Consider the following 24735-nt stretch of genomic DNA (forward strand, 5'->3'; position numbering starts at 1 on the left):
GACCTCGTCCCGGTCCTGGTGCGTTCAGCGGAAGCGGGTCCAGGCGGGGACGCGCCTCCGGTCCGGGAGGCGGACCTGGCTCAGGAACCGGGTGCACCGGGGTCTACCAGCGGTGGTGGACCTGGGGGCGGATCAGGTCGTCGTACACTTCGGCGACCGCGGCGCGGGTGGCGTCGTCCAGCGGGGGCAGGTCCGCGGCGGCGGCGTTGCCCATGGCCTGACGCTCGTTGCGCGCACCGGGGATCACGACGCTCACGCCGGGCTGGTCGATGATCCAGCGCAGCGCGAACTGGGCGGTCGTCATGCCTTCCGGCACCAGCGGCCTGAGACGGTCCACGGCCTTGAGACCGGTGGCGTAGTCGACCCCCGAGAACGTCTCGCCGACGTCGAAGGCCTCGCCGTGGCGGTTGAACGCCCGGTGGTCGTCGTCGGCGAACCGCGTGTGCTCGTCGTAGCGGCCCGACAGCAGCCCGCTGGCCAGCGGCACCCGCGCGATGATGCCGACCCCGGCCTCGATCGCGGCGGGAAGGACGCGCTCCAGCGGCTTGAGGCGGAAGGCGTTGAGGATGATCTGCACGGTGGCGACGTTCGGCCGCGCGATCGCGGTGAGGGCCTCCTCGCAGGTCTCCACGCTGACCCCGTAGGCGGCGATCCTGCCTTCTTCGACGAGGGTGTCGAGGGCGTCGTACACCGCCGGGTCTGAGTACACCGCCGTCGGCGGGCAGTGCAGCTGCACCAGGTCGATGGTGTCGACGCCGAGGTTCTGCCGCGACCGGTCGTTCCAGGCGCGGAAGTTGTCCAGGGTGTAGGCCGAGGGCTCCTGCGGCACGCGGCGGCCCATCTTGGTGGCCACGGTCAGACCCGGCCGCTCCTTGAGCAACCGGCCGACGATCTGCTCGCTGCGGCCGTCGCCGTACACGTCGGCGGTGTCGATGAACGTCACCCCGGCGTCGACGGCGGCGTTCAGCGTCGCGAGCGCCTCGTCCTCCCCGACCTCGCCCCAGTCGGCGCCCAGCTGCCACGCGCCGAGGCCGACGACCCCGACCTGCCTGCCCGTTCTGCCCAGTTCACGGTTTTCCACAACCCCGATCGTAAAGGCCCCGCCGAGGCGCTCGTGCCGCCGGTGAGCGGGCCGGGCGGCCTCTCCAAGTCCGGCTGGATCTCCCGCCGGGGGAGAGGACATGCTGGGCCCATGAACGACCTGATGCCGATCGGAAGGTTCGCGCGGCTGTGCAGGCTCAGCGTCAAGCAGCTGCGGTACTGCTGACCCCGGCCTTCGTGGACCCGGGCTTGCCGATCATGCCCATGACGAGGTCGCCGTCGCGCAGCCGGTAGCCGTCGGTTTTGATCTCCACCATCTCGTTCGGGCCTCCAATTTAAATACCGGTATAATAATCACGCTACTATAGGTCTCATGGTGCGCATCCCCTTGACCGGGCCCGAACGACGCCGCGGTGAGCTGCTCGGCTCCCTCATCCGTCAGGCGCGTGGCGACCGAAGCATGGCCGAGGTCGCGACCGCCGCGGGGATCTCCGCTGAGACCCTGCGGAAGATCGAGACGGGCCGGATCCCGACGCCCGCGTTCTTCACCGTCTCGGCCCTCGCCGAGGCGCTCGGCATCTCCCTGGACACCCTGGCCGCGGTCTGCGCCGAGCACACGACGCGGTACGGCCCCGGCAGGCTGGCCGGGTAGACGAGCGGTGGCCGCCTAAATCGTTTGCGAGAGGCTTTCCGCGTATGCGAGCCTCAGCGAGCCCGCGCGCGCTGCCTGCGCCGTCCCCACGCGGCCTGGCCCGGTTCGCGCTCCGTACGCTCGGTCCGGTTCGTTCCGCACACGGAACGTGGCGTTGCGTCGTGGAAACGATGAACCTCGGGGAGTGGCATGGCAATGGCGAATGATCTCGACGCACCTGATCCGCTGGTCGAGTCGCTGTCCCGGTACCGGCCCCTGACCCCAGGGGAGGCGGCCGACCTGGAGCGGACCCTCGCGCTGCCTGCGGCCGGTGATCCGTGGCACCGCTCGACGGCCCTGCACGTCACCGCGTCCGCGCTGATCGTCCACCCGCCGACCCGCAGAGTGCTGCTGCGCTGGCACGCGCGCCAGCAGGCATGGCTCCAGGTCGGCGGGCACGGCGATCCGGGCGAGGCCGACCCTCTGTCCGTCGCGCTCCGCGAGGGCAGGGAGGAGACCGGTCTGGCGGATCTCGCACCCTGGCCGGGCGCGGAGATCGTGCACGTCGTCATCGTCCCGGTGCCCGCGGCCCCGCACGAGGCCGCCCACGAGCACGCCGACCTGCGGTTCGTCCTCACGACCGGCACGCCAGAGGCGGTCCGGCCGGAGAACCCGTCGGCGCTCCTGCGGTGGCTGTCCATCGAAGAGGCGTACGCCCTGACGACGGAGGAGAACGTGCGCGAGACCCTGTCCCGGGTGGCCCACCTACTCGCCTGACCCCCGCCGAGGCCCCCGCATGGCCCGCCGAGGCGACGGCGGGCCATGCCGGCGATGTATGGCAGGGCCAGGGGACGGGCCGCGCTGCGTGGTCAACCTCTCCGCCGTCCCCGCGCCGCTGCCGGCCGGCGGGCCCTGGAAGATCGTTCGCTGCCGCCGGACACCGCGGTATGGCTGCAACCTTCGGGGCCTGAGGGTTACGAGTGTCGGCCGGACGATGGATCGGCTCAGGAAGCCGGTGTTCACGAGGCTATGACCGCCGCGCGGGCCTCCTCGGCGGTGGGGTAGATCGAGAAGGCCCGGGCCAGCCCGGTGAGATGGAAGATCCTCTCGATGCGAGGGTTGAGGCCGGCGAGCGCGACGCTCCCCTCGCGGGCGGTCATGGCCCGGCGCGCGCCGAGGAAGACGCTGATGCCGGTGGAGTCGCAGAAGGCCAGGCCGGTGACGTCGATGACCAGGTGGCGGCAGCGTTCGGCGTAAGCGTCCTCGAGAGCCCGCTGCAGATGGGGTGCGCTGCCGTGATCCAGCTCCCCGGTGAGCACCAGGGTGCGCACCTTGGAAGGGCCGGCGTCCGCGGCCCCGGCGTCGATGTGCACGGTGAAGTTCATTGGTGACCCATTCACGAGGCGGTCGCGGATCTGGCAGAGGATGGCGGGCTCACGACACTGCGCGCCGCGCCATCACCGCCCGGACCCGGCCCGGTTCCCGGCAGCAGATGTTCCACGTCGGTGACGATATGCGAAGCGGGCATGCCTGCCCACTCATAGACGATCTCGGGCAGGCGACCGCGCACCAAGGCCACGGGATGCCATGCCACCTCTCCTCGTGTGTGGTCGTGGGTGAACCCCAGGGACCTTCCGGCCGGCTCGCGCGCGAGACGACGCCGCGACACTCGTTCTTGCGAGCGGTGGGGGAGATGACCATGAAAGTCTCGTGCGGATCGCGGGCCGGTGGAAGTGGTGCCTGTGCCCCGTGCTCGAGGTGCGTCACCGATGTGCTCCTGGCTCATCGGCGGGTCAGTCGTGGGTGGGGACGTCGCCGAGCGCCTGCCGCAACAGCACCGCCGACCCCTGGGCGTCCCTGGTGATCCGGACCTCGTCGCAGAGCTGCCGCATGAGCCAGAGGCCCCGGCCGCGTAAGGTGGCCACTCCAGGATTGCCCGCGTCGGCATGCGCGGGGACCAGCCGCCCGAGGCAGTCGCGCACCTCCACCGTGACGAACCGGTCGTCGTACCAGGCCTGGACGTCTCCCTCGCCGTCGGCGTGGTCGAGCACGTTCGCGGCGGCCTCGTTCACTGCCAGCACCAGATCTTGCAGGCGGACACCGGACAGCCCGGCCTCCCCGGCATAGTTCCGCACCAGCCCCCGCAACACACTCAGATCATCGGTGATCGGCCAGTACGCGGAAACACGCCCACTGCCATCCACCGGCACCCTCCAACGCCGCTCGTCGTCCACCCTGGCAAGACTCGCCACCGCGATGACCATAACGCCTGCGAGGCATTGCTCACGCCCTGGCCACCCCTACCATCCTCATCCATTGCCCGAGTGGTCCCTTCACCCGGCCATGGCGCCGGGGGTCCCGCAAGAGCGCGCGGAGATCTTTGAGGACCGTCCGCCCAGCTCGCGGGCACCGTCCCGAGGTTATCCACAGCCCCGGACCGCTACGTCCAAGAGACGAGGAGAATGGGGGAAGGCCGGGCTCGGACAGAAGGGCGGGGAGACTGTGCGCGTGGCGGGGTGAGCTGCTCTGGAGGCGGCAGCTCGAAACAGACGGCGCCGGGCTCCTGGCCGGCTCGGGCTTCGGCCTCGCGCCGGTCGTCGGTGCGGTGGCCCTGCTCGCCGCCGACGCCCGGCGTGCTCGCGCCGCGAGCGAGGTGGCCGCGCGCCGGGGAGATCCGCCACGGGCGGGCCGAGCTCGTCACGAGACTCAGCGAGGATACCGTGCCCGGCCAGGCCTTCTGCGCCTTCCACTTCCCCTCAAGCGGAGTCAACACCCTCACCTCCAGTCACGCCGACACCGTCATGGCATGCCCGGAGTACAAGGTCACAGCAGTCCGAGTGCGCCGCTGCCCGGGAGCTGAAGTCGTTTGATGGGAAGGAAGCCTTAAGGCGTGTCCCGTGGATCACGGGACGGGAGCGCGGAGCCAGATTTTTGATTGAGGCGACGTCGATGGTGCCTTGGTAGATGCGCTGGCGTTTGTCGGTGCGTAAGGCCACAGCGCGGTGGGTCTTGAGCTTGCCGATGCACCGCTCGATGGTGTTGCGCTCCTTGTAGCGCTCGGCATCGAAGGTGGGTGGCCGCCTGTCTTTGCTGCCCCGCTTGAGGCGGCCGGCCTGCTGGTCCTTCTTGATCGGGATGACCGCCTTGATGCCGCGCCTGCGCAGGTAGGCGCGGTTGCTCCGGGAGGAGTAAGCCTTGTCCGCCAACACGGTCGCCGGCCGGCTGCGGGGCGGCCCGGGCCCCGGCGCACGATCCGGATCGTGTTCAGCACGCGTTGGAAGAGATACCCGGCTCCCGGAAACCCTCCCACGTACACGCCCGCCATCGGCAGCAGCACCACCAGAGCGCGGCGTCCGACCGGCGACCGCAGCGCCATCACGGCGACCACCATCGCCAGCGCCCACATGGGCGGGTAACCCCACCGGTGTGAGATCACCGCACCGACCACCGAACCGCCGAACATCACCCCCATCCACCCCAGCAGCCGCCGACTCCCCAGCGAGCCGGGCCCGGGCGACGGCGCGAGGTTCAGGCAGGGCGGGGTGCCGATCTCAGCACTGGCTCGTGGCCCCCCACCATCCACCCCAGGAAGCTCCCGAGGATTTACCCCAGCAGAGGCCCCGGTGCTCTGCCGCACGCTGCAGGCATGACCAAACGACAGCACCTGCGGGAGTGGATCCCGATCGTGGCTCGACTCATCATCGTGATCCTGGAATGGCTCACCTGAACAGCCCAAGCGCTCTCACCGTCCACGCCGCCGGCGGCAGTCAGGCGCAGTTGGTCGAGGACCTAGATCGTTTATCGGGCGCCGTGGTCAGACCAACGGCGCCTCGAGTATCTGGTCGCCGTGCGCGTGCCTGCGTGGTGGCGAACCCACCGTCGCCGAGGACACGCCCGACGGCGAGTGGCTTTTCACGGCGTTCGACGCGATGAACATGCCGGCGAAGCGCAAGCTCGGGATCCTCCTCGCCCTTCAGGCCCGGGTCTTGCGTGAACTTCCTGACGGAAATGGCGAAACGACAAACGAGACATAAACGCTTAGTGCGCCCTCCCTGCCCATAAACGGGCGTGAGATTGCTACCTCTACCCACACACCCGCACGGAGGTGACGGGTGGGCTGGGATCACGTGCTCCTGGTGAGCGGGGTGTCCGGGCGGTAGGTGTAAGCCGCCTCGCGCACGGCGTCGTCGCTCTCCAGCCCGGCGCCGAGCGCGCCACCGACGGTCGCGATCGAAGCCGCCAGCCAGGCCAGATCGAGGTTGTCCGAGAAGTCGACCGGGTGGCGGAGCACGCTCGCGAAGAACCCGTCCGGTACGAGCACCGCCGTCCCGGCAAGCGCGATCAGGAAGAGCGCGATGTAGAAGACCACCACCCCTATGATCACCGTGATCACCGTGACGATGTTGAACAACATGACCTGCTCGCGCACATTCGCGCTGGGATGCCGTTCCCAGAGGTTCGCGCCTATGACGATGGTGAGGGTCATGGCGAGCGCCGATCCGACGGTGAGCACGCTCAGCCGCACATGTCCGAGGTGGTCGGCGAGCCGCCAGATGTCGCTGGTGACCAGCGTCGCGGCCACCGCCGCGGCCGCGGCCACCAGCACGCGTGAGAGTCGTATCGCGAGCCGCCAGGGCCTGTTGGCACGCAGCATGCCCAGCAACAGCCACACGTTGCCGGTGATCACCCGGGCCACGAGATGCACGCCTCGGTCGTCGATTTCTACCTGACCGCCGAGCTCCCGTGCCCGCCGGACGACGGCGGCGGACCGCCGCCGTCCTGCCGTCCCGCCGCCCGCCTCCTTGCCGCCCGCCGCGCTCGCTGCTCCGAGCATGGCTTCGACCAGCCGCACGCTGGCGGAGATGGCACGCCGACGGACCCCCACCGGGCCGAGCGCGGGCAGGGACAGCACCGCCACTCCGTGCGCGGCGCTGGCATGGGCGATCACGGGTCGCCTGGCCGTCTGCAGCGGAAGATCGGTGACACAGACCGCGAGGTGCCATCCGCGATCGAGCATGGCCCTGCGCCCGGCGGCGATCAGCTCACTGAGCTCGACCGGCGGGTCGACGAGCCGCTCCTCGACGACCTCGACGCTCCATCGAAGGTCCGGCAGGCGCGCCGAAAGCTCTTCCGCGAGCTCAGGCAGGAAGGTCGCGGCCAGCTCGGCGACCACGCCGGGTGACGCCAGTATGCCGACACGCACCTCGGTCTGAGCTGCTTGTTCGCCGGGCACCCCGATCGCCCCCTCCTCGCCCGAGAGTACCTCTCCGTACCCGGGGGATCACGTAGGCGGCTGTCGTTCGGCACGGGCGGGCCGAACCCGCCAGAGCGTGAGCAGGCTTGCGGTGAGGGGTCGGGTAGAGGCGGAGCAGGTCCTCCTCGGACTCGCGCCGTACGATCATGCGGACCGACCCGTCCCCTACGGCGGCCACCGGCGGGCGGATAACGTGGTGGTAGTTGCCCGCCATGGCCCGCTGGCCATGCTCTCCATGAGTCGGGCCGCCGGTAACAGCGGTGGTGAACTTGGCAGTTCGAGTCGGGGTCGCAGGCGGGCGGCTGAATGCTCACGGAGACGTGCGCGCATCGGGGACGGTAGCCCTCGCGGTAGAACTGGTCCTTGAACTCATCCCCGCGGAGCACCGGTCCGGTCACGACACGCCTGCTGCGGGAGCGCGAGGACGCCGGAACCGTCCAGCCGTCCTACACCGCCACGGTGCCCAAGCACGGCGTCGTCCTTCTCAAGCTCACCGGTTCAGATCCCATACTGGGCACCGGCCTGGACGGGGACGCTGCCGACGACGCCGCCTTCGCCCGGCGCGGACGGAGCCTGTACGAGCGGCGCCTGTCGGAATCGGCGGCCAGGTCTACCTGGCGAGCCTGTAACGGCGGCCGACCGCGTGGTCCGGTCCGGTCATGCCCGGACAACGCGGGCGGGTACTGCTGGGCCGGCGGTCTAGGTGTGTGGTGTTAAGTGGGTCATCTCGGCTCGGCGTCGTCGAGTGACCCGCTCAGCGGCGTGCTGCTCGGCGTCGAACGAGTCCGCCGCCAACCGGCCTGGGTTGTCGGCGCGTGCGGGGTGGCGCTGCCGGGGCTTCGCCGTACCGCCGGAGACATCGCCAAGGGTTACCATGGCGACACCGCCGACCTGGACGCTGAAGCCCGGCGCTCCTCACCCGGCTTTAAGGGCGGGGTGAGCTGTTCCAGAATCGGGGACACGATCTTGCACGGACCACACCATTCGGCCCAGAAGTCCACGAGAACCTGGATGGACGCCGCCTCGACGAACTCGGCGAAGTCGTCGTCACCCGCCTCGGCGACCCACGGCAGCGGCTCGTGGCAGTCACCGCAGCGCGGTGTCCCGCCGGACGCCGCGGGTACACGGTTCCCGCGCCCGCACTCGCGGCACTTCACGATGGACGAGGATGACATCGGCGTCTGCTCCCTTCTCCAGGCGGAGTTCCGCGCGGTTCCCCGCGCCTGCTCCCGGCCGCCTGCGGTGTCCTCGTACGAGACATACTGTCGACCCTTGCCAGCCGAGGAGCCCCACATCCTCCAACCTGACAGTCGTTGACCTCGCGGCGCCCTTCGCCCGGGGTGAGATGGCTGAGAGCCTTCCGCATCAGGAAACACCGCCGAGGGGTAGCTGCACTTCGAAGGTCGCACCGCCAGTGGGAGATTCCTGCACGCGTATGGTCCCTCCGTGGGCGCGCACCACAACGGCGGCGATCGCCAGGCCCAGGCCGCTGCCGCCACGGTCGCGGCTTCGGGCGGCGTCCAGCCGGATGAAACGCTCGAAGATCTTGTCGCGGTCGGGCTCGGCGATCCCCGAGCCGTCATCGAAGACCACCAGCAAGGCGGTGTCCCCCTCAGCTCGCACCTCCACTCCCACCGTTTGATCGGCGTGTCGTTGGGCGTTGTCCAGCAGGTTGCCCAGCGCCCGGCCGAGCTGATCAGGTACGGCGTCCACGGTGACTCCCTCCTGCAGGAAGAGCTGAGTCGGAAGAGGATCGCGGCGGTGCTTCAGCCCCCTGCGCACGAACTCGGCCAGGTCCACCTGTTCCCGGCCGACGGCGCCGGTGGCCTCGACGCCTGCCAGATAGAGCACGTCCGTCACGATCTGCTGCAGCCGGTCGACGTCGCCCAGCAGGCGGTCCAGCAGCTCCAGCAGTTCGGTCTCGCCGGGATGCAGCCGGGCCTCCTCCAGTTGGAGGCGTAACCCGGCCAGGGGAGTACGCAGCTCGTGCGTGGCGTCGGAGACGGTCTGCCGTCGTACATGCACGGCTTCCTCCAGCCGGCCGAGGGTCTGGTTGGCGGTGCGGGCGAGCCTGGCCACCTCGTCATCGCCGGACGGCTGGGGGATGCGATCGCTGAGGTCGTTGAAGGTGATCTCGGCGAGCTGTGCCCGGATGGCGTCGACCGGCTCCAGTGCCTGGCCGACGAGCATCCAGGTGGCCGCGCCCGTGAGCGTGATCAGCGTGACTGTCTCGGCGCCGATGGCGGTATCGACCCATCCGGTTCGGTGGATGGCCATGCTTGTGATCACTGCCATGGGCACCAGGACCAGCGTGGTGATCACAAGGGTCAGCAGGGTGATCCGTCCGCGGATCGACCGTGGGCGCGGTCTCAACGACCATGAACCCATACCCCCAAGCTACGTGAGCTGCTGAAACGGCTCGATGTCGGCCTCCGGGGGCGCAGGCCGGTGCGGGCTCTTCGGCGGGCGCGACCGCGGCGATCCGATGGGTACATCCCCAGTAAAGAGGCGGATGCTCAGCACTGCGGACAGGGGAAGAGCCATGGCGGTGAAGCTGAACCAGCGGGGGTTCGACAACGCTAAGAGCCTGGTCAAGGAGAAGCGGGTCGTGCTCGATGTGATGGACGACTGGAGTGAGCATCAGCCGTCGGCCGCGCAGGAGAACGAGTTCATCGAGAAGCACGGGCTCGATGAGTACGGGAAGTGGCATCTCGGCGTGGACGACGAGATGGGTGAGGACACCAAGGGGAGGTACAAATTCCCTTACGGTGACTTCGAGAACGTGCACCGGTGCGGCGTCATCGCGGCGGAGGTCCGGGCCGCGCAGCGGAAGTACACCGACGTCGAGGTGGCCGCCGCCCACCTGCACGGCATGCTGGACGAGCTGATGTGACGGGTGCCGGCGGCGCGGAGCCGCCGGTTCCTCGATGACGCGAAAGCCTTGCGTCCGCTACGGAAGGACCTCGGCCAGCTCTTTCGGCATGCTCGATTTGATGTCGTCCCACTCGCCCTCGGTGACATAGATCCTCAGAGCGTTGAGGACCGTCTCGATCAGGTGTTCGGCACCGCCCTTGACCGCGTACGGAAACTCTTTCCGTACACGGGCCAGGAACTCTTCCCTGTCCATCTTGACGGGGACATCGGTGGGGTTCCAGCCTTCGTAATAGATGCCGCGGACCAGCATCGGCAGCTGGGCTCCCAGCTGGGCGGCCTCTTCGACGGTCAGGCGGTCACGCAACGCATGTAGAACCGCCCTCAAAGCGGCATATGACTGATTTCGCCGCTCCTTGGGCCATCCGTACGCCTGCTCGATCTGCTTCAGCAGGTGGTTGGTCTTGTCGACGGTGGTGTTGAAAGACGAGTATCCCGTTTCCGCCATCAGCTCTGCCTCCTTGCTGATGTACGCCGGCTGCGGCCGGGTGACGCGGGCTCGGGCAGGCGAGAGCCGGCTGATCCGGCGCCGCGTATCCCCCGATGCCTCAAACGGCGAATGGGTAGGTTTCTGGTACTTCTCCCTTTTCCCACTGGGCGGTGCGTTCGAGAGGCTCGACGGCCCGCGTCTCGTCGATGTGGATCACCGCGTCGAACTGCTCGGACACCCGGCACCGGAAATAGTGGCTCTGCCGCTCGGTCTGCGGCCGGTAGATGACGCCGATCGCCCGTTCCAGGCGTGCCTTGCGCAACGCCTCGGCGGTCCTCGGGGCCACGCCGAACGAGAGCAGGAACTCCTTCTGCCCGGCCTCGTGGTGCAACTCCTCGATCGACTCGGCGAGCGCCGCCCTCACCCGCTTGCGCTCGGCCGCACCGCCCCAGTCGTCGGCGGCGGTCACCGTCCCTGTGTAGGTGGTGAATCCGATCAGGCGGCAGTCGTTGGGGTGCCGCTCGCGCACGAGTTGACCGATGGTGAACTCGCCACGGGTCGCCGCCTCGGTCGTCCGGGCGTCACCGACGTGGGAGTTGTGCGCCCACACGACGATCTTCGCCGGACGGCCCCGCTGGCGGCTCAGGTGGTCGGCCAGCGCCTCCAGGGTCTCCGTCATGTGACGATCACGCAGGTTCCAGGAGGAGACCCGCCCGCCGAACATCGTGCGGTAGTACTCCTCCGCCGCCCTGACCACCCGGGCGTTCTGCTCGGCGCAGAACAGTTCGTCCTCGGCGAGCAACCCATGACGCCGCGCGTAGTCCATCGCGTGGCGCTGCAGGTCGACCAGTTGCTCGACCACCTCCCGCTCACACGATTCGCCCGCCCCGAAGGCCGCGGCGAAGCCGTACTCCTGGCCGTCGTCACCCGAGTGGTGATCGAAGCAGGCGTAACGCTCGCGCGCCCGGGCCGCGGCCGCCGGGTCGACCCGCTCGAGGTAGAAGACGACCTCGTGGATGGACCGGTGGAGGCTGTAGACGTCCAGGCCGTAGAACCCCGCCTTCGCCCGCTCCTCCCCGACGTCGTCGTTGTGATCGCGCAGCCACCCGACGAAGTCGAGCACCACCGCGTTGCGCCACATCCACGTCGGGAAGCGCTCGAAGCCGCGCAGCGACTCCTCGGCGGTTGCGTCGTCGCTGCGGCCGCGAACGTACCGGTTCACTCGGTAGGCGTCCGGCCAGTCCGCCTCCGCGGCCACGGCGCAGAACCCTTTCTCCTCGATGAGCCGGCGGGTCATCCGCGCGCGGGCCGCGTAGAACTCGTGGGTACCGTGGGACGCTTCGCCGATCAGGACAAAGCGAGCGTCCCCGACAAGATCGAACAGCGTACGATCATCCGGCGTGCCGTCCTCGGTGGGAAGCGCCTCGGATCGGATGACGGCCACGTCGCTGACCGCCCGGGTGTCCGTCGTCACCGGGCGCGACCTGGACGCGGCGCGCAGCAGATCGCGCACTTCCTCGTCGGTGGTCTGGTCGAAGTCCCAGTACGACCGCCCGACCGCCAGGAAGGGCGACGGCGTGGTGGCGCAGATGATCTCGTCCACGATGGCGGCGAAGTCTTGGCAGGTCGATTCGGGAGCGGCCGGTACCGCGACGACGATCGCGGCGGGCCGCTGGCGGCGCAGGGCGTGGATGGCGGCGCGCATGCTCGCCCCCGTCGCGAGGCCGTCGTCCACCACGATGACCGTCTTGCCCGCGACATCCACCGGCGGGCGTCCCTCCCGGTAGACCCGTTCACGACGCAGCAGTTCCTGGCCCTCGCGCTGGGCCACCTGCTGGATCGTTTCCGGCGGGATGTCCAGGCCCCTGATGACGTCGTCGTTGAGAACGACCACTCCCCCGCTCGCGATCGCTCCCATCGCGAGCTCTTCCCTTCCGGGAACGCCCAGCTTGCGTACCAGGAAGACGTCGAGCGGGGCGTCCAGGGCCATGGCGATCTCGTATGCCACCGGCACGCCGCCCCGCGGCAGCCCCAGAACGACGATGTCAGACCGGCCTCGGTACTTTTCAAGGAGCCCGGCGAGAACCCGGCCCGCGTCGCGCCGGTTCTGGAACAAGCGGTTCGACATGGCTACCGCCTCCTTGAGAGGACGCGCATGCCCTACCCCCGCTAAAACCCGACAAACCGGTGCATATTCAATGAAACCGGTTATATGCCTATTGTTTGAGCATGCGGACCGGGCCGCCTAGTGGGGCTGCGACGCCTCCCGGAGCCCCGTCGGAGGGGAGACCGAGATCCGGAAGCGGCGGACTAAGGTTGTTGTGTGCACTCCCCCTGAATTCTGGTCAAGGGGGCCGTCATGCCGGACGAACCGCAGGCGCGGGACGCGCCACCGCTAGCAGCACCACCACCGCCGAACACCATGAGCACACCTAGCAGGCGGGCTCTGCAACTTCTCGCGAACGCCGAGCACGCGATTCTCTACGCGGTCTGCGTCTTCCTGCTGATCCTGGCGACGGGCGTCCTGGTGCAGCTCGGCTTCAGCATCGTGCAAAGCCACTCCTCCTGGCCGGAGGCCATCATCATCACCATCGAGGAGCTCCTCCTGGTGCTGATAGTGCTCGAGATCTTCGTCACGGTGCTCACCCACCTCCAAGGCGGGCACCTCCTGCTGGAGCCCTTCATCATCGTGGGCATAATCGCGCTGGTCCGGCATATCTTGTCGGTGGTCGTCAGGCATACCGTCACCCAGACGCCGCAGCTCGGCCGCGAACAGCTCATCGAGCTCACCACCTATGCCGGGGCGGCCTTCCTGCTCGTGGCCGGGCTCGCTCTCGCCCGGTGGTCACGGCGCTGGCCCAGCGAAACGGCCTCACCCAGGTCGTGAGACGCGCCATCACCTCCACCTCACCGCCGCGTCACCTCGGTCACCGATTCGCGCGGCAACGGCCCTCGGGACTGGTGAGCTCGCGTATTCAACTGTCGTCAGTTCGTCGCTTTGGCAAGGGGCGCGGTGACTGTCCGTGGTCGCCAGGGGCGTAGCGGCTGTAGGTGGTTCCGGTCTCGGCGGCGAGCTTGGCGGTGGTGACGGGGTGGTAACCGAGGGCGTCTGCGACGATCGGTGAGGGGCTGTCCTGGACGTGTTGGCGGATCGCGGCACTGCGGCCTGCGATGGTGGGAACTCCCATCCTGGTGATCTGTCTGCCGAGTGCTTCGGGTCGCAGCGGCTGTCTGGCTCGCCGGCCGGGGAATAGCCAGGGCGAGTTGGGGTTGGTGGCGGTGCTCATGTCGGCGCGGGTGGCGAGGTAGTCCAGGAGCAGGGCCGAGAATGGTTCGGGGACGGGTGAGGGCGGCTGCCCGAACCGGATGAAGATCTGGCCGTTGTCGTGGATGACGTCTTCCAGGGTGAGGCGAATGATTCGGCTGACGGGCTGGGCGTAGAGCAGTAGCAGGATCGCGGCGACCCGCGTGCGCGGCGGGCTGGTGTCGTCGGTGAGTACGCGTCCGAGAAGGGCGAGACGTTGCTGGGCGGTGAGCGGGGCGGCCCGCTGAGATTTCTGGGGTGGTATCTCCAAGGCCCGGGCCAGCTACCCCGCCCGCAGTCGCATCCCTGACAGCCCGCCGCTTGGAGAAGCTACCGCCTGACACCCGCCCGCTGCCCTCCGTCGCCGCCTATGACCAGCTGCTTCGCCGAACCGGAATCGCGCAGGAAGGAAACGCCAGGCCATGACCTCAAAGCCCCGCCGCGGATTGACCGAGCAGGCCGCCGATGCCGCCGTCGACCAGGCATGCCGGATGCTCCGACTGCCCACCGTCCGCACCCAGTTCCCCGACCTGGCCGAGGCCGCCGCCCGCGAGCAGATGTCCTACCGTGGCTTCCTCGCCGAGTTACTCATGGCCGAGTGCGACGACCGCGCCCGCCGCCGCTCCGAACGGCGCATCAAGGCCGCCGGGTTCCCCCGCCAGAAGTCCCTGCGAGCCTTCGACTTCGACGCCAACCCGAACGTCGACCCCGCCGTCATCAACACCCTCGCCGCCTGCGACTGGGTCAAGAAAGGCCTTCCCCTCTGCCTGATCGGCGACTCCGGCACCGGCAAGTCCCACCTGCTCATCGCCCTGGGAACCGAGGCGGCCATGGCCGGCTACCGCGTCCGCTACACCCTCGCTACTAAGCTCGTCAACGAGCTCGTCGAGGCCGCCGACGACAAAGCAGCTGACCAAGACCATCAACCGCTACGGCCGCGTCGACCTCCTCTGTGTCGACGAGCTGGGCTACATGGAACTCGATCGGCGCGGCGCCGAGCTCCTTTTCCAGGTACTAACCGAGCGAGAGGAGAAGGCCAGCGTCGCGATCGCCTCCAACGAGTCCTTCAGCGGCTGGACCAAGACCTTCACCGACCCCCGCCTCTGCGCCGCCATCGTCGACCGCCTCACCTTCGGCGGCAACATCATCGAGACCGGCACCGACTCCTACCGCCTCGCCCAGACCCGCGCTCGAGCCGAACATGCCGCCGGCTGACCCTCATCGGTCCCCATCCCATCGCCAGAGCCTTGGTAGACCCACCTGGCCGACAACTCATCCTTCGAGGCGCGAACAGTCGACAGTCAGAAGAGCCGCTGCATCCACAGCGAACTGATGTACTGGCCGTTCTTGGTGGCGTACTCGCGGAAGGTACCGACTTCTGTGAAGCCGAACTTGCGATGGAGGGCGACCGACGCGTCGTTAGGCATGGCGATTCCCACGACGACGGCGTGGATCGGCTCGTCGGCGATGCTTTCGAATAAGGCTCGATACAGCGACGTTCCCACGCCCCCGCTCCGGCAACCAGCGTCGAGAGCAACGCTGAGCTCAACAGTGTCCCGGAACGCCTCGTGGTTCCGGTAGGGCTGGCTACAGGCGTAACCGACTATTCGACCGTGACGCCGAGCGACCAGCAGCCGGTAGGGGCCTGTCGGGGAGAACTGCTCGAACCAGGCCTGCCGCTCGGCCACGCTGGTCGGCCGGGTATCGAAGGTTGCGATCGAGCTTGCCGCCACGTCGTTCAAGATATCGACGATCCCGGGGAGATCGCTCTCATCCGCAATGACGATCTCAACGGGTTCTTGATCCGCAATCATGCGCACAGTGGTCATTCGTTACATCATGTCCGACTAGCCACCGCCCCGCTACCGCCGAAGCAGAAGCGCCAACCGCTCACCACGTTCCCCACGTGGTCCGGCTATGCCCGAGCGGCCGCGACCTGGCGGGAGCACGGTTCCGCTCACCCCGCACCAGGGCGACCACGGCCGCAGACCCGCAGCCGCCAAAGGTGCGGTCACTTCTCGCGAACATAGATCATGCTTCCGGCTGCCAAGTGCGGTCAAAACTCACGAGCAAGTGCGGTCAGTTCCCACGAACAAAACCAGCCATGAACGGGTTGCGGCCTTGGCAATTGGATCGGAGGGAGCAGATGCCGCCATGGAGCATAGCCGCAGCTGCTCGCTTTCGATCTCCTGACGCGAATTCGTGGATCGGTGCAGTCGGACGTTTCTGCGTTCTCGCTGCGCTGGCCAACCCGGCCGCGGGTGCGATGACTAAATCAGGGGAAACGGTCTTGCTCTTTCATAAAGCGCCAGCCTCGCGGCATCAGGCCAGGTCAGCAGCTCGGCGCGTTTACGAGTCACACAAATCCAGGAGTGACCAACATCATATCCGGCACCCTTGACGGAATTTTCTTTATCAGCCGACAAAGCCAACGAAATTCTCGAGGCTAGACTCCGGTCGATATCCGTTGTACTGGCTGTCGCTGGTGCCGGGGGCGCGCGAAGCATCACTGGTGTATGGCGTGCCGCCGCAGTTGGTGGCGTTCGTCGAGCTTGAAATGGCCAGGGTGGAGACCCTGTCGGGGAACCCGGACGGTGCCCGCGAACCGCTGCGGCGCGCGCTGCGGCTGATCGCGCGAACCGAGGACGACACGGCGAGAGCCACGGTGCTGGAGGGCGTGGCCGAATGGCGCCTGGCCGTCGGGCAGGCGGAACGGGCCGCAACCGCGCTGGGAGCCGCGTCAAGCTTGAGAGGCATGGAGGAGCGGGGAAGTCAGCGCGTGGTCGACACATCCCCGCGTCTCCACACCGGCGGCAAAGCGCTCGCACCGGTGGCAAAGCGCTCACACCGGCCGCTACACGGTCCTGGGCGTTGAGCCCATTCCTTGGAAGCCGATGACGGGAGTTGAGGCGGGGTTAAGGGCATTCGGGAGTGGAGGTGCGGGTGTTGATCAAGGTTTCTATGCCGTCGAGGATGCGGGCGAGGCCGAACTCGAAGGCCTGGCCGGGGTCGTAGGCGGCGCCGTAGGCCTCGCCGGCGGCGGTGCCCACCCGGGCGGACAGGGGGAAGCGCCTCGCGTCCATGACCTTGCTGAGGTAGGGGGCGTGGGCCCACCACCACTGCTCGTCGGTCATGCCGCTTCTCTGCTCGACCTGCTCGGCTTCGACCGCCCCCCGCGCCGCGCCGTGGACGTAACCGGACACCAGGGTGACGACCGAATCCATCTCCACGTCGGTGAGGCCGATGCCGTCAACGGCGCCCAGCTCGTACTCGTAGGCGGCGACGGCGTTGGGACCCAATAGCGGGCGGCTCGTGGCGACGTGCAGCATCCACGGATGGCGCTGGTAGAGCGCCCACCTCTCGCGGGCGATGAGCTCGAGCCGGACGCGCCATCCGCCTTCGACGACGGCGGGTCTGGCGGGCTCGCCGTAGACCAGGTCGAGCATGAGATCGAGAAGTTCGGCCTTGCCGGGGACGTACGTGTACAGCGACATGGTGCCGACGCCGAGGTGCTCGGCCACGCGGCGCATCGAGAGGGCGGCGAGGCCTTGGGCGTCGGCGACCTCGATCGCGGCACGGACGATGCGGTCGACGCTGAGGTCGGGCTTGCCCTTTCTGCTGGACTTCTCCCGGGTGCGCCACAGCAGGGCCAGGCTGCGTGCGGGATCTCCCGCGCCGGTGTACTCGGTCGTCATCGTGGGCCGATCCTATCGTCCACGTCGGCCATCCTCCCGAGCCGGTCTCGTGGTCTCGCTGTTCTGCTCGGCGTGCTCATGCGGCTCTCCGTGTGCGGCTCCGTGCCTCCTTTCGCCTTGCCGTTCCTTAGCGTTCGCCGCATGAATCGTATGCTGTACGGTACGTCGTACGGAACGGTGAACGGGAGGGCGAAGTGGGTTCTTCGGGTTATGCGGTCCTGGGCGAGGGGCTGCGTAAGCGGTATGGCGACACCGAGGCTCTGGCGGGGTTCGATCTGGCCGTGCCGGAGGGCACGGTGTGCGGGCTGCTGGGCCCCAACGGTGCGGGCAAGACCACAGCCGTGCGCATTCTCACCACGCTGCTGCGGCCCGACGGCGGCCGTGCTGAGGTCGCCGGGTTCGACGTCGTACGGCAGGCGGCGCAGGCGCGCCGCCGCTTCGGGCTGATAGGCCAGCACGCCGCCCTCGATGAGGTGCTGAGCGGCCGGCAGAACCTGGTGATGTTCGGCAGGCTCTACCACCTTTCCGTGGCCCGCGCCCGCCGCAGGGCCGATGAGCTGCTGGAGCGGTTCGGGCTGGCGGACACGGGGAGCAAGCCGGTCGGGCGGTATTCCGGCGGCATGCGCCGCAGGCTCGACCTCGCGGCCGGCCTGATCCTCTCCCCGCCGGTGCTGTTCCTCGACGAGCCCACCACGGGTCTGGATCCGCGTGGGCGCAACGAGGTCTGGACGGCGGTCGGCTCGCTGGTGGCCGAGGGCGCCACCGTCCTGCTGACCACGCAGTACCTGGAGGAGGCCGACCAGCTCGCGGGGAAGATCTGCGTGATCGACTCAGGGCGCGTGATCGCCGAGGGCAGCCCCGGCGAGCTGAGGTCGGCGATCGGCGGCGACCGGATCGACGTCGTGCTGCGCACCGCCGGGGAACTCCCCGCCGCCGCGGCGATCGTCGCGCGGGTGGCGGGAACCGAGGCGGAGACCGACCGGGACACCCGCCGGATCAGCGCCCCGGTGCGCGACCGCGTGGCCGCGCTGACCGAGATCGTGAGGGCGCTGGACGACGCGGGGATCACCCCCGAGGACGTCGTGCTACGCCGCCCCACGCTGGACGAGGTGTTCCTGCGCCTCATCGGGCACCGCTCCGAGCACGCCGAACCGGGACAGGAGGTGCAGGCGTGACGATCACCACCAGTGAGGTCCCCGCGATGCCGCGGGCTCGGCTGAGCAGGGTGCGGTGGGCCCTCGCCGACGGCTGGACGATCACGCTCCGCGACCTGTCGCACTGGGCCCGCCAGCCGTCCCAGGTCATCGTCGGACTGCTGTTTCCCGTCATGGTCGTCCTGATGTTCGGCTACCTGTTCGGCGGCGGGATGACGGTTCCCGGCGGCGGGGACTACCGCGAGTTCCTGATGCCCGGCATGTTCGCCATGACCATGGTCTTCGGCATCGAGACGACGTTCACCTCGGTCAGTACCGACGCGGCCAGGGGAGTCACCGACCGGTTCCGCTCGATGCCGATGGCCGCCTCGGCCGTGGTCGTCGGGCGCGCCGTCGCCGACATGCTCAACTCCGTCCTCGGCCTGGCCGTCATGGTCGCCTGCGGGCTCGCGGTCGGCTGGCGCTGGCACGACGGCCCCGGGGCGGCGCTGGCGGCGGTCGGGCTGCTGTTGCTGCTGCGCTTCGCCCTGCTGTGGATCGGCATCCACCTCGGGCTGGTGATCAAGAGCCCGGAGGCCGTCATGGCGGTGCAGATCCTGGTGTGGCCCCTCGGGTTCCTGTCCAACACCTTCGCCTCGCCCGCCACGATGCCGGGGTGGCTCGGCGCGATCGCCGAGTGGAATCCGATGTCGGCGACGGTCGCGGCGACCCGGGAGCTGTTCGGCAACCCGGGCTGGGGCGGTGACTCCTGGGCCGCGCAGCACGCGCCGCTCATGGCGGTCGTCTGGCCGGTGCTGCTCCTGGCGGTCTTCTTCCCGCTGTCGGCCCGCCGCTATCGTCTCCTGAGCCGCTGACGGTCACCGGTCGGTCCTCCGCTCGGTGCCCGAGGCGGGGCCGGCCCGTGCGTGAGTCGGGACAGCATGGCCGGTCGTATTGCGTTCAGCGTTGCCGGTCGGCCAGGGATGACGCGAGCTTAAGCCAGTTCTCGAGGGTGGTGGTGGCGTCGCCGCTGTCGATGGCGTGGCGCGCTTCCTCCAGACCGGTCGCGAAGGCGTCATGGAGGCCGCCGCCGAAGCCGCGGTGGGCGGCGAGGGCTCCGGCCGCGTTGGCGAGGACGGCGTCGCGGGCGGCGCCCGGCTCACCGGCCAGGACCCGGTGGACGACCGAGGCGTTGTACGCGGCGTCACCGCCGCGGAGCGCGTCCGGTGTGCTGCGCGCGAGTCCGAAGTCGGCGGCATCCAGCGTCTCCTGCCGGACGCCGCCGCTGTCGGCGATCCAGACGCTGGTGGGTGCGGCGGTAGTGATCTCGTCGAGGCCGTCCTCTCCGCGCACGACCAGGGCGTCGGCGCCCCGTTCGGCGAGTACGCTCGCGAGGACGGGGGCGAGGGCGGAGTTGGAGCAGCCGACGAGGGCGGCACGGGGACCGGCGGGGTTGGTCAGCGGCGCCAGGTAGTTGATGGCGGTGGGAACGCCGAGCGCCTTGCGCACCGGACCGGCGTGCCGCAGCCCGTGGTGGAAACGCGGGGCGAAGGTGAAGCCGATGCCGACTTCGCGCAGGCACTGGGTGATGTCGTCGGGCGTGAGGTCGAGCGGCAGGCCCAGGGCTTCGAGGACGTCGGCGGCCCCGGCCTTGCTGGACGCCGATCGGCCGCCGTTCTTGACGACCGGGGCGCCGGCGGCGGCGACCACGATCGCCGCCATGGTGCTGACGTTCACGGTGTGGGCGCCGTCGCCGCCGGTGCCGACGACGTCGACGACGTCCGCGCCGTCCGCGCCGTCGATGGGCAGGGGGACGACCCGTTCCATGAGGGCGTCGAGCATTCCGCGGAGCTCCGCGGTGCTCTCACCCTTGGCGCGCAGGGCGACCAGGAACCCGGCGAGCTGAGCGGGGCCGGCCGCGTCGTCCATGACCTGCCGCATGGCCCATCGGGTGTCGTCCGCATGGAGGTCCTGCCCGCGCAGGAGCGCTGCGAGCAGGCGTGGCCAGGAGCGGGCGGGCTCAGTCACTTGGATCCTCTCGATACGATCGCGGCGGGCCGGGCGGTGTCTCCGAGCGTAGTCACCGGCAGGCGCCGCCTCCAAGGGGCCCTGTGCCGATCACTGGCGCCGGAACTCATCATCACGAACGGCACTGAGGTCGTCGAAGACCTCCAGGGTCCGCGGCTGCAGGCCCTTGCCGCGCGAGCCGGCCGGGTGGGTGGGAGAGCGGTCCACGATGCGGAAGCCGACGCCTCGGCGGGCGAGGTCCACGGCGAGGGTGAGCCCTTCATACCGCTGCCACCGGGTCGCGCCGCCCGACCAGCCCCGGTTACCTGTGGCGTAATCGACTCTCGCGCCCGGTACCGCCATCGTTGACGGTATGGGGCGATTCGCCCCGCTCTATCCCACCGACAACGCCGGTTCCATCCGGCCCTTTCTTAGGAGCCATGACGATGAGCGACGTCAACGAGTTGCTGAACCAGTACATCGCGGCCTGGAACGAGACCGACCCGGCGGCACGCCGTGCGGCGGTCGACCGCCTCTGGGCCGAGGACGGCACCTACGTCGACCCGCTCGCGGTCGCCGAGGGGCGTGCGGCCATCGACGCCACCATCGCGGCCGTGCAGGGCCAGTTCCCGGGGTTCGTGTTCCGCCTCGGTGGGCTGGCCGACGCCCACCACAACCTGGTCCGGTTCACCTGGGAGCTGGCCCCGGCGGCCGATGCCGAGTCGCTCGTGGACGGCTTCGATGTCGCGGTGCTGACCGAGGATGGCCACCTGCGCGACGTTCACGGCTTCCTCGACAAGGTGCCGGCCGCCTGAACGTCCGCGTACGCCCTGCCGCCAGGGCGGGCACCAGTGGGTCAGGGGGCGGGCAGGAGCCGGACGTCGTGGGACTCGGCGTCCGGCGCGGCGAATTCGAGCAGCCGGGCGCCCTCCTCGGTCACCGCCGCGGCGTCCGGTCCTGACAGGGGCCGATAGGGGCGGATGGTGAGCACGGCCGCGCCCCGCTGACCGGTGATCTTCCAGTCGCCCCCGGTGAACCCGTCGACGAGCAGGAGCTGGGGGACCGGCCCGTGCCGGTCGTACGCCTGCCGGTGGTAGTCCTCGGTGACCACGCGGCGGCGGTCGGCATGGGAGAGCAGCAGGTTGTCGAAGTCGTAGAGGAACCTCGGCGGCGCGGGGGTGTCAGGCCCGGGGCGAGGGGCCTCCTGCAGGTCGAACAGCTCCCGTCCCTCCTCGTCGCGGAAGGTGAGCAACTCGGGCCGCAGCGCTTCGACCACCTCGCTCAGCCGCGTCAGCCCGGACCACGTCTGGATGTCCATCACCGTCGCGGGCCCGAACGCGGCCAGATAGCGCAGGACCATACGCCGCGGCGACGGCTCGGCGGTGACGCCGGCGCCGAGCCAGGACTCGGCGGTGGTGTGGGCGATCGGCCCGCTGCGGCCCCACAACCCGCGCGGCGGCACCTGCACCAGCGGCACCCAGGCGCGCATGGCCTGCGCCAGCGAGCCCGGGTCGCGGCCGGGCCACCGCTCGGCGAGCAGCCTCCCGAGCGCCCCGAACGTCAGTGGGCGCTCCTCGACCAGCGCCCGGCCCGCCGCGGCCAGTTCCTCGCGGTCGACTCCGGCCAGGTCCCTGCCGAAGTTGGCGTTCAGGCCGCGTTCCATCACCGGCTGGACGACCGGCCGGAGCGCGAGGCAGTCGGCGGCGCTGACCAGGTGGATCGTCGAGCGCATGAGCGGGATACGTACGAGGCGGCGGCCGGTGAGCAGGTCGGCGGCGTGCTCGGGGCGGAACCCGGCGAGGCGGGTCCACAGGCCGGTGTACCAGGTGTGCGGCGTCTGGGCCTGCATGCCGACCAGGTGCTCGACGGCCTCGGTCACCGGCATGGCGGAGCGGCTGAGCAGCGACTGCCGCTCCAGTGTCGCGCGGTTGAGCGCCCTCCGGCTGAGCAGCGGGGCCGGGGAGGAGGTGGTCACGGGGCGGCGCCGGACCTGGGTGTCTGCCATGTCCCCGACACTAGACATCCATTAGGACGGGCTGGTTCCTAATTGGCTGGCAGGATGTCGGTCATGCTGGAAACCTCGGCGCGGCTGCTCCGCCTGCTGTCACTGCTGCAGACCCCCCGCGACTGGACCGGGTCCGAGCTGTCCGAACGGCTCGGCGTGAGCACCCGCACGGTGCGCAATGACGTCGAGCGGCTGCGCAGCCTCGGCTACCCGGTGAACGCGACCCGGGGCTCGGTGGGCGGCTACCGGCTCGGCGCGGGCTCGGCCCTGCCGCCGCTGCTGCTGGACGACGAGGAGGCCGTCGCGGTGACCGTGGGGCTGCGCACCGCGGCGGGCGGCGCGATCGCGGGCATCGAGGAGACCTCGCTGCGCGCCCTGGCCAAGCTGGAACAGGTCCTGCCGTCACGGCTGCGCCGCCGCGTCAACGCCCTGCAGGCCTACACGGTGAGGGTCCCGGCCGACCGTACCGGCCCGACGGTGGACCCCGCCGTGCTGACCGTGCTGACGGCGGCCTGCCGCGACCACGAGCGGCTGCGCTTCGACTATCGCGACCACGGCGGCACGGCCGGCCTCCGCGTGGTCGAGCCGTACCGCGTGGTCAACTGGGGGCGCCGCTGGTACCTCGTCGCCTGGGACACCGGCCGCGACGACTGGCGGTCGTTCCGCGTCGACAGGATCGAGCCGCGTACGCCCACCGGGCCCCGCTTCGCCCCACGCGAGCCGCCGGACGGCGACGTCGCGGCGTACGTGTCGCGGCGCGTCTCGGCGGCGGCGTGGCGCCACCGGGCCAGGGTCACCGTGCACGCGCAGGCCCAGGCGGTCGCGGCGCGGATCAACCCCGCCGTCGGCACGGTCGAGCCGGTCGACGAGCACACCTGCGTCCTGGACACCGGGGCCGACAGCGTCGAGACGCTCGCTGTCCACCTCGGGATGCTCGGCTACGACTTCACCGTCACAGATCCGCCCGAACTGGTCGCCCACCTGCGCGAGCTCTCGGCCAGATACGCCCGCGCCACAGAATGAACCGGACCAGCCCCGTACGACCCCGCCGTCGACCGCTGGGTGGGCTGGGGGAATGGCGGTGGCGGCCGGTCCGCAGCCGCGCACGGCTCCGGATGTCACCGGATAGCCCCGGATAACTTCGGCGAGGGCCGCAGGACACCGCACCACAACGGAGCGGGTCGGACGATCCCGGGCCGCCTCGCCGGGCAGCAGGACGCGGCCTGCCGGGGCGTGGGGCATCTGATCCGGGGTTGTCCGCAGATGTTTGGAGTGGTGGCCGCTCGCCGCCGAGCCGCGCAGGGTGGAAATCCGCATCGCCGTTGAAAGGGCAGGCCTCCATGCCGTGCTTCGCGATCCCCGCTCACCCCACCCGCGCTGGTCGCGGCGATCGCTTGCGCGCTCGCCTTGGCCGCCGGGGCGGGGGGGCCGGCCGCGCTGCTCACCTGCGGCGGGGGCGGTGGCGCCACCCTTGGGGTGCTTCCCCGCCTGCTGGACAGCTCTGGCGATGAGGACTGATCCTTCGCCCCCACCGTCAACGCTCGGCGCAGCGACGCTGCGCTTTCGGTACTCCAGTCAGGGCGTGATGCCGCGCGGGCGTGCGCCGCTTCCCCGCCCGTCGATGTCTCACGTGTGCTGTTGCCCGTGCGTAGTGTGTCCAATCGGTGACCCAATGGGTGACTGAGACGTCGTGGGGTGAGATGCCGATCTGCCCGTAGATGCGGGTGTGGACGGTGCTCAGCCAGGCGTTTCGACGGCGGCGGTAATACCGTTCCCCGCAGACCCGAACGGGCTCCGATCACGACCAGATCGGCATTCGACGACGCTTCGACGAGAGCTTCTCCCGCAGAGCCGTGGACCACCTCCTCGACCAGGTCGATATCGGGGTACGTTCGCCGCCAGCCGGCCAGCGTCTCGGCGAGCGACCGCGCCTCCTCCTCACCGACGCTTCCGACGTCGTGGACCAGCGGGAGCATGTCACCAGGCCCAACGGAGACCGGATGGGTCCAGGCGTGGACTGCAGGCAGCCTGGTGTGCCTCAGCGACGCCTCCTGGAAGGCGAACTCCAGCACGGTCTTCTCCCCTGAGCGCCCGGCGACCCCGACCACGACATCGCCACCCTCCAGCGCCTCACCGCGAACGATCAAGATGGGGCAAGCGGAGCACGCCGCCAGCTTGTCGATGGTGCTGCCGTTGGGCAGCGTCCTGAACAGCTACCGGGAGACCCTGCCGCCGCGCCGCCCCGCGCCGTTCCCGCCGCAGCTGCGAGGGCGCCGACATGCGCCGGGCCGAGCTCGCCCTGGC

General features: G+C 69.7%; 28 protein-coding genes and 2 pseudogenes. 13 read left to right on the forward strand and 17 right to left on the reverse strand.

Annotated features, from left to right (window positions below; translation table 11 throughout):
• Nucleotides 1-103 precede the first annotated feature (103 nt).
• Entirely contained in the window at nucleotides 104-1081 is a 978-nt protein-coding gene (locus OG589_RS10915) for an aldo/keto reductase (protein ID WP_405148386.1), read from the reverse strand.
• A 333-nt stretch (nucleotides 1082-1414) separates the two neighbouring features.
• Here OG589_RS10915 and OG589_RS10920 point away from each other — a divergent pair, with 333 nt between their 5' ends.
• Entirely contained in the window at nucleotides 1415-1693 is a 279-nt protein-coding gene (locus OG589_RS10920; protein WP_358551594.1) for a helix-turn-helix transcriptional regulator, read from the forward strand.
• Between the two features lie 189 nt (nucleotides 1694-1882).
• Entirely contained in the window at nucleotides 1883-2449 is a 567-nt protein-coding gene (locus OG589_RS10925; protein ID WP_405148387.1) for an NUDIX hydrolase, read from the forward strand.
• A gap of 242 nt (nucleotides 2450-2691) precedes the next feature.
• Here OG589_RS10925 and OG589_RS10930 read toward each other — a convergent pair whose 3' ends face one another.
• Together OG589_RS10930 and OG589_RS10935 are read right to left on the reverse strand one after the other, a co-directional pair.
• Nucleotides 2692-3057: an STAS domain-containing protein gene (locus tag OG589_RS10930; RefSeq protein WP_405148388.1), complete on the reverse strand. Its 366-nt coding sequence runs from the start codon at nucleotides 3055-3057 to the stop codon at nucleotides 2692-2694.
• A 408-nt stretch (nucleotides 3058-3465) separates the two neighbouring features.
• Nucleotides 3466-3822 carry an ATP-binding protein gene (locus tag OG589_RS10935; protein ID WP_405148390.1) on the reverse strand — a complete coding sequence of 119 codons (357 nt, stop codon included), beginning with the start codon at nucleotides 3820-3822 and terminating at the stop codon, nucleotides 3466-3468.
• A gap of 312 nt (nucleotides 3823-4134) precedes the next feature.
• Between OG589_RS10935 and OG589_RS10940 the strand changes: the two genes are divergently transcribed.
• Nucleotides 4135-4542, forward strand: a complete 408-nt coding sequence (locus tag OG589_RS10940; RefSeq protein ID WP_405148391.1) for a molybdopterin dinucleotide binding domain-containing protein — start codon at nucleotides 4135-4137, stop codon at nucleotides 4540-4542.
• Here OG589_RS10940 and OG589_RS10945 read toward each other — a convergent pair.
• Nucleotides 4429-4887: pseudogene (locus tag OG589_RS10945) on the reverse strand (transposase); the annotation flags it as partial. The gene OG589_RS10940 and the pseudogene OG589_RS10945 overlap by 114 nt on opposite strands.
• Nucleotides 4888-4932: 45 nt before the next feature.
• On the opposite strand from OG589_RS10945, the gene OG589_RS10950 reads away from it, so the two are divergent.
• Nucleotides 4933-5088: a hypothetical protein gene (locus tag OG589_RS10950; protein ID WP_405152266.1), complete on the forward strand. Its 156-nt coding sequence runs from the start codon at nucleotides 4933-4935 to the stop codon at nucleotides 5086-5088.
• 398 nt (nucleotides 5089-5486) lie between these two features.
• Here the strand turns inward: OG589_RS10950 and OG589_RS10955 are convergent, their stop codons facing one another.
• The 4 genes from OG589_RS10955 to OG589_RS10970 form a co-directional block, all read right to left on the reverse strand.
• Nucleotides 5487-5624: a hypothetical protein gene (locus OG589_RS10955; protein WP_405148393.1), complete on the reverse strand. Its 138-nt coding sequence runs from the start codon at nucleotides 5622-5624 to the stop codon at nucleotides 5487-5489.
• A gap of 171 nt (nucleotides 5625-5795) precedes the next feature.
• On the reverse strand, nucleotides 5796-6875 hold the full coding sequence (locus OG589_RS10960; RefSeq protein WP_405148394.1) for a hypothetical protein: 1080 nt from the start codon (nucleotides 6873-6875) through the stop codon (nucleotides 5796-5798).
• Between the two features lie 920 nt (nucleotides 6876-7795).
• Entirely contained in the window at nucleotides 7796-8101 is a 306-nt protein-coding gene (locus OG589_RS10965) for a thioredoxin family protein (RefSeq protein ID WP_405148396.1), read from the reverse strand.
• A gap of 190 nt (nucleotides 8102-8291) precedes the next feature.
• Nucleotides 8292-9203 (reverse strand): ATP-binding protein, encoded by a 912-nt coding sequence (locus OG589_RS10970; RefSeq protein ID WP_405148397.1) that lies wholly within the window; start codon nucleotides 9201-9203, stop codon nucleotides 8292-8294.
• 265 nt (nucleotides 9204-9468) lie between these two features.
• On the opposite strand from OG589_RS10970, the gene OG589_RS10975 reads away from it, so the two are divergent.
• Nucleotides 9469-9819 carry a hypothetical protein gene (locus OG589_RS10975; protein ID WP_248966318.1) on the forward strand — a complete coding sequence of 117 codons (351 nt, stop codon included), beginning with the start codon at nucleotides 9469-9471 and terminating at the stop codon, nucleotides 9817-9819.
• 57 nt (nucleotides 9820-9876) lie between these two features.
• Here OG589_RS10975 and OG589_RS10980 read toward each other — a convergent pair whose 3' ends face one another.
• Entirely contained in the window at nucleotides 9877-10305 is a 429-nt protein-coding gene (locus tag OG589_RS10980; protein ID WP_405148399.1) for a DUF2267 domain-containing protein, read from the reverse strand.
• A 100-nt stretch (nucleotides 10306-10405) separates the two neighbouring features.
• Complete coding sequence (locus OG589_RS10985; protein ID WP_405148401.1) at nucleotides 10406-12415, reverse strand: erythromycin esterase family protein; 2010 nt, start codon at nucleotides 12413-12415, stop codon at nucleotides 10406-10408.
• A gap of 294 nt (nucleotides 12416-12709) precedes the next feature.
• Here OG589_RS10985 and OG589_RS10990 point away from each other — a divergent pair, with 294 nt between their 5' ends.
• Nucleotides 12710-13174 carry a phosphate-starvation-inducible PsiE family protein gene (locus OG589_RS10990; RefSeq protein WP_405148403.1) on the forward strand — a complete coding sequence of 155 codons (465 nt, stop codon included), beginning with the start codon at nucleotides 12710-12712 and terminating at the stop codon, nucleotides 13172-13174.
• Nucleotides 13175-13262: 88 nt separating this feature from the next.
• Here the strand turns inward: OG589_RS10990 and OG589_RS10995 are convergent, their stop codons facing one another.
• The gene (locus OG589_RS10995; RefSeq protein ID WP_405148405.1) at nucleotides 13263-13862 is read right to left on the reverse strand and encodes a hypothetical protein; all 600 of its coding nucleotides are present in this window, start codon (nucleotides 13860-13862) and stop codon (nucleotides 13263-13265) included.
• Between the two features lie 220 nt (nucleotides 13863-14082).
• Here OG589_RS10995 and OG589_RS11000 point away from each other — a divergent pair.
• Both OG589_RS11000 and OG589_RS11005 read left to right on the forward strand, forming a co-directional pair.
• A pseudogene (locus OG589_RS11000) lies at nucleotides 14083-14454 on the forward strand (ATP-binding protein); the annotation flags it as partial.
• 100 nt (nucleotides 14455-14554) lie between these two features.
• Nucleotides 14555-14806 (forward strand): ATP-binding protein, encoded by a 252-nt coding sequence (locus OG589_RS11005; RefSeq protein ID WP_405152008.1) that lies wholly within the window; start codon nucleotides 14555-14557, stop codon nucleotides 14804-14806.
• Nucleotides 14807-14892: 86 nt separating this feature from the next.
• Here the strand turns inward: OG589_RS11005 and OG589_RS11010 are convergent, their stop codons facing one another.
• Nucleotides 14893-15420, reverse strand: coding sequence for a GNAT family N-acetyltransferase (locus OG589_RS11010; RefSeq protein WP_405148406.1), 528 nt, complete (start codon nucleotides 15418-15420; stop codon nucleotides 14893-14895).
• 638 nt (nucleotides 15421-16058) lie between these two features.
• Between OG589_RS11010 and OG589_RS11015 the strand changes: the two genes are divergently transcribed.
• The gene (locus OG589_RS11015; protein WP_405148408.1) at nucleotides 16059-16466 is read left to right on the forward strand and encodes a hypothetical protein; all 408 of its coding nucleotides are present in this window, start codon (nucleotides 16059-16061) and stop codon (nucleotides 16464-16466) included.
• A 40-nt stretch (nucleotides 16467-16506) separates the two neighbouring features.
• Here OG589_RS11015 and OG589_RS11020 read toward each other — a convergent pair whose 3' ends face one another.
• The gene (locus OG589_RS11020) at nucleotides 16507-17286 is read right to left on the reverse strand and encodes a TetR/AcrR family transcriptional regulator (RefSeq protein WP_405148410.1); all 780 of its coding nucleotides are present in this window, start codon (nucleotides 17284-17286) and stop codon (nucleotides 16507-16509) included.
• Nucleotides 17287-17480: 194 nt separating this feature from the next.
• On the opposite strand from OG589_RS11020, the gene OG589_RS11025 reads away from it, so the two are divergent.
• The gene (locus OG589_RS11025) at nucleotides 17481-18461 is read left to right on the forward strand and encodes an ATP-binding cassette domain-containing protein (protein ID WP_405148412.1); all 981 of its coding nucleotides are present in this window, start codon (nucleotides 17481-17483) and stop codon (nucleotides 18459-18461) included.
• Nucleotides 18462-18487: 26 nt separating this feature from the next.
• A complete protein-coding gene (locus OG589_RS11030) occupies nucleotides 18488-19294 on the forward strand; it encodes an ABC transporter permease (RefSeq protein ID WP_405152009.1) in 807 nt (268 codons plus the stop codon).
• An 85-nt stretch (nucleotides 19295-19379) separates the two neighbouring features.
• Here the strand turns inward: OG589_RS11030 and trpD are convergent, their stop codons facing one another.
• Together trpD and OG589_RS11040 are read right to left on the reverse strand one after the other, a co-directional pair.
• The gene (gene trpD, locus OG589_RS11035; protein ID WP_405148414.1) at nucleotides 19380-20447 is read right to left on the reverse strand and encodes an anthranilate phosphoribosyltransferase; all 1068 of its coding nucleotides are present in this window, start codon (nucleotides 20445-20447) and stop codon (nucleotides 19380-19382) included.
• Between the two features lie 90 nt (nucleotides 20448-20537).
• Nucleotides 20538-20789: an FAD-dependent monooxygenase gene (locus tag OG589_RS11040; protein ID WP_405148416.1), complete on the reverse strand. Its 252-nt coding sequence runs from the start codon at nucleotides 20787-20789 to the stop codon at nucleotides 20538-20540.
• A gap of 83 nt (nucleotides 20790-20872) precedes the next feature.
• Here OG589_RS11040 and OG589_RS11045 point away from each other — a divergent pair, with 83 nt between their 5' ends.
• Nucleotides 20873-21241: a nuclear transport factor 2 family protein gene (locus tag OG589_RS11045; protein ID WP_405148418.1), complete on the forward strand. Its 369-nt coding sequence runs from the start codon at nucleotides 20873-20875 to the stop codon at nucleotides 21239-21241.
• 41 nt (nucleotides 21242-21282) lie between these two features.
• Here OG589_RS11045 and OG589_RS11050 read toward each other — a convergent pair whose 3' ends face one another.
• Entirely contained in the window at nucleotides 21283-22431 is a 1149-nt protein-coding gene (locus OG589_RS11050) for a winged helix DNA-binding domain-containing protein (protein WP_405148420.1), read from the reverse strand.
• 63 nt (nucleotides 22432-22494) lie between these two features.
• Between OG589_RS11050 and OG589_RS11055 the strand changes: the two genes are divergently transcribed.
• Complete coding sequence (locus OG589_RS11055) at nucleotides 22495-23454, forward strand: helix-turn-helix transcriptional regulator (protein ID WP_405148422.1); 960 nt, start codon at nucleotides 22495-22497, stop codon at nucleotides 23452-23454.
• Between the two features lie 95 nt (nucleotides 23455-23549).
• On the opposite strand, the gene OG589_RS11060 is transcribed toward OG589_RS11055, so the two are convergent.
• The gene (locus OG589_RS11060) at nucleotides 23550-24539 is read right to left on the reverse strand and encodes a universal stress protein (protein ID WP_405152010.1); all 990 of its coding nucleotides are present in this window, start codon (nucleotides 24537-24539) and stop codon (nucleotides 23550-23552) included.
• Nucleotides 24540-24735 lie beyond the last annotated feature (196 nt).

It is taken from the genome of Sphaerisporangium sp. NBC_01403, from assembly GCF_045040145.1.
GTDB classification, from domain to species: Bacteria; Actinomycetota; Actinomycetes; order Streptosporangiales; family Streptosporangiaceae; genus Sphaerisporangium; species Sphaerisporangium viridialbum.

Bases quoted from the DNA above. Each gene is read 5' to 3' on its own strand.
- OG589_RS11050 (WP_405148420.1), bottom strand. From the start codon at position 22,431: ATGGCAGACACCCAGGTCCGGCGCCGCCCCGTGACCACCTCCTCCCCG.
- OG589_RS10925 (WP_405148387.1), top strand. From the start codon at position 1,883: ATGGCAATGGCGAATGATCTCGACGCACCTGATCCGCTGGTCGAGTCG.
- OG589_RS11055 (WP_405148422.1), top strand. From the start codon at position 22,495: ATGCTGGAAACCTCGGCGCGGCTGCTCCGCCTGCTGTCACTGCTGCAG.
- OG589_RS10980 (WP_405148399.1), bottom strand. From the start codon at position 10,305: ATGGCGGAAACGGGATACTCGTCTTTCAACACCACCGTCGACAAGACC.
- OG589_RS10930 (WP_405148388.1), bottom strand. From the start codon at position 3,057: ATGAACTTCACCGTGCACATCGACGCCGGGGCCGCGGACGCCGGCCCT.
- OG589_RS10975 (WP_248966318.1), top strand. From the start codon at position 9,469: ATGGCGGTGAAGCTGAACCAGCGGGGGTTCGACAACGCTAAGAGCCTG.
- OG589_RS10985 (WP_405148401.1), bottom strand. From the start codon at position 12,415: ATGTCGAACCGCTTGTTCCAGAACCGGCGCGACGCGGGCCGGGTTCTC.
- OG589_RS11030 (WP_405152009.1), top strand. From the start codon at position 18,488: ATGCCGCGGGCTCGGCTGAGCAGGGTGCGGTGGGCCCTCGCCGACGGC.
- OG589_RS10940 (WP_405148391.1), top strand. From the start codon at position 4,135: ATGGGGGAAGGCCGGGCTCGGACAGAAGGGCGGGGAGACTGTGCGCGT.
- OG589_RS11020 (WP_405148410.1), bottom strand. From the start codon at position 17,286: ATGACGACCGAGTACACCGGCGCGGGAGATCCCGCACGCAGCCTGGCC.
- OG589_RS10965 (WP_405148396.1), bottom strand. From the start codon at position 8,101: ATGTCATCCTCGTCCATCGTGAAGTGCCGCGAGTGCGGGCGCGGGAAC.
- OG589_RS10970 (WP_405148397.1), bottom strand. From the start codon at position 9,203: ATGGCCATCCACCGAACCGGATGGGTCGATACCGCCATCGGCGCCGAG.
- OG589_RS10990 (WP_405148403.1), top strand. From the start codon at position 12,710: ATGAGCACACCTAGCAGGCGGGCTCTGCAACTTCTCGCGAACGCCGAG.
- OG589_RS11040 (WP_405148416.1), bottom strand. From the start codon at position 20,789: ATGGCGGTACCGGGCGCGAGAGTCGATTACGCCACAGGTAACCGGGGC.
- OG589_RS11045 (WP_405148418.1), top strand. From the start codon at position 20,873: ATGAGCGACGTCAACGAGTTGCTGAACCAGTACATCGCGGCCTGGAAC.
- OG589_RS11010 (WP_405148406.1), bottom strand. From the start codon at position 15,420: ATGACCACTGTGCGCATGATTGCGGATCAAGAACCCGTTGAGATCGTC.
- OG589_RS10920 (WP_358551594.1), top strand. From the start codon at position 1,415: ATGGTGCGCATCCCCTTGACCGGGCCCGAACGACGCCGCGGTGAGCTG.